The 3,070-nt window shown below is 40.7% G+C and carries 1 pseudogene; it reads left to right on the top strand.

The features are described 5' to 3' along the window. Positions 1-2,578 (top strand): annotated as a pseudogene (locus BIY37_RS00155) (hypothetical protein); the annotation flags it as partial. Positions 2,579-3,070 lie beyond the last annotated feature (492 nt).

Below are 3,070 nucleotides of genomic sequence, written 5' to 3'. Positions count from 1 at the left end.
GTTTAGCTTATTTAGCTCTGTTTGTCCAGTAATATTTGTGGGACATGCTAAGTTTAATAAAGGGGGATCAAGGGGGTTGTCTTCCAATAATAGCAGCGCTAATGGAGACGCCGATATTATTTACACCTTTTGGGTAAAATCCGCCATCTGCACAAACCCAAACTGTAAACAGGAAGTGACTCTTTTTAACAATTATATTATTGCTCAAAAAACACCAACCATCAGATATTTGTCCGATTATGAATGCAGGCATTGTAAAAAGGTGTTTGATATGGATATAGAATCTGCTTCCCTGATAGCAGAAAAAACACTCACGATATATAATGCAAAGGATGCATCGGGAGAATTGCGATCCCATAAGCGATGGGCATTAAGAGATCGTATGACAAACAGGGCTGCATGTCCCTGGTGCTCTGCGGAAAATGTGGAGGCAGAAGTCAAATCGCTCAAAAAGGCAAAGAAAAAAGTGTCTCTTACCGTCCTGCTTTGTCCCCATTGTTATGCGGTCTGGCAGTATCGGGGCACTTTACCTGACGATGTCTCATGCCCTGCTTGCAAAAAAGATTACAGCCCGAATAAAGGAAATGTTGCCGAAAAGGGCGCCTTTGTTTGCCCATCATGCGGCACAAAGGACAAGATTATCAATTCCATACGAAAGCTGCCACAGGAACAATTGCTCCCAATCAGGCCGTATGCCATAGAGGGTTATTGCCCTGAATGCGCTGGTGAAACATTTGAAAAGAACCTCTTTCATGAGACCACAAAAAGCAGGAGACTGACCCATTCATGTATGATAAACAAAAACAACGGTAAGTTCTTTAAAAGGATAACGCCCTCAGACCTGAAACGCTACCAGGACGCAGAAAAACGATGGGAAAAAGAAAGAGAGATGCTTCCATATCCAAAGAGTTCAATTCCTGATGGGCAAGAGACTCACAGGCTTCTTGAACATCATTATATATACTGGCACCAAATGTTCAATCCGAGACAACTCCTCTGCCTGAGCACATTGCTGAAGGCGATTGGTGAGGAAGAGGATCAGGTATTGAAGGAGATGTTGCTAAGCGGGTTTTTTACAACACTGGAAAGTAACAATGTATTTACAAGACATAGATCTGATGCAGATAAAACTGAAGGAGTATTTGCACGGCACGACTTTCAACCTAAAGCTACTTTTGCAGAAGGTAATGTTTGGGGTGTTACTTATGGAAAATGCAATTTTTTGAAGTGCATAAATAAAGCTATTGAAGGAAAAGTATTTTGTTATAAACCTTATGATCGCAAAATATCTGAGAACAAAATTATAAGTGAGAATAGAAATGAAATCATCAAGATAAATAATTATTCAAAAACAATTTGTAAAAATTCTAGTGAAATAACAGAAGGAAGATTTAATTTTGTAATTACAGACCCTCCCTATGCAGGCAATGTTAATTATGCTGAACTTGCCGATTTTTTTTATGTCTGGCTACGGTTGTTACTCTCAAAAACGTATCCTCATTTCTCACCCGAATTAACGCCAAAGGTAGAGGAAATAGTTGAAAATCCCACCCGTGGCAAGACTGTCCAGGATTACGAAGAAGGACTTACATCGGTATGGAAAAAATGTTTTGAGTATCTCACTGATGATGGCCTCATGGTTTTTACCTTCCATCATGCAGAAGGAAGTGCGTGGGAATCGCTTCTTGAATCTGTCTGTAATGCAGGTTTTTTGATAGAGGCAGTCTACCCCATACATGGTGAGTCTGAGAGCTCCTTGCATCTCATGGATAAACAGGCAATCTCCTACGATCTCATCCATGTCTGTAAAAAACGAAATGGTGATACCCATATAAAAAAACGTTCATGGGCAGGCGTCAGGCAAGAGGTACGTGCAAAGGCAAGGGAGGAGATTGATATGATTGAGGCTGGCAGGTACGGAAGTGAAAAGCTCTTACCCGCAGATATAAACATCATCCTCATCGGCAAATGTCTTGAGTTATACAGTAAACACTATGGTTCCATCGTTGACCATAATGGCGTTGTCGTGCCACTCCAAAAGGCCCTTGCCTCTATACGGATGATGGTGGAGCAACTTATTGATACTGCGCATCCGTTACCCTCAGAACTTGAGCATATAGACCCCATAAGCTATGTGTATCTCACCTGTCTTTGCGACAGGAAAGAGATTCAAAGTGACGAGGTGCATAAGGCAACCCGCGGTATTCTTGAGATTGACGAATTGATGAAGGCCGGTATTATGCGAAAGGGCAGGGCAAAACGGGGACGGACTTATGAGGTAAAACAACCTGATGAAAGATATAAAGACCTCCAGTTGCTTTTTAAAAAAGACACAAAGAATTTTCATCAGTTAAGGCTCTTTCCGGATATGGAAGAGGAAAGATTTGATAACGTAGCGCTGGTGGATATTATTCATTATCTTATGGGACTTGCCAACGCCTCAGAGAATCTGAGGTTATGGTTAAATGAGTTTAAACAGGTAGTGCCACAGGTGCGTGTCGCCCTGGAATATTTGAAAATACGGAATCCTACCTTTCAGGTACCCATACAGAAAATACTAAGCCTGATTGAGGTGTAATTATAGTATTAGTGTGAAAACCCCTTCCCCAACCTTCTTTCATAAAGGGCGAGCGAACTCTACCTCGACGGGAGGGATTAAGGGAAGATGATATATTTTCATGTCCTTTATGAGCCTGCGGCTCATGAATGTTTACTCCGGAAAAACTTCTTTTTTTCTAAGTTTTTCTTCATGACCTTCGTGTTTTGTGGTTAAACTCTTTTCGGTTGCAGCTTTGCTGTGCCAGGAATATTAAACTTTGTAACAATTTGGTTTTTTAAAAAATCCCAATAAAAACGGTGTTTACCATGCCATGTAGGGGCAGGTTTGAAACCTGCCCCTACTTTAACATTGGAATGTGAAAGAAAAAAATCCCGAAGGGATGACATGATTATAGATAAAAACCGCAAAATAATATCCAACCCTGTAAGGGTGAAATATGACAGAGATAACAAAAATATGCCACCCCTTATATGTTAAGGTGTCTATAATTCATTGAATTAATATCAGAGT

The organism is Candidatus Brocadia sapporoensis, from assembly GCF_001753675.2.
Taxonomy (GTDB): domain Bacteria; phylum Planctomycetota; class Brocadiia; order Brocadiales; family Brocadiaceae; genus Brocadia; species Brocadia sapporoensis.
This window is presented reverse-complemented; position numbering and strand designations above follow the sequence as displayed.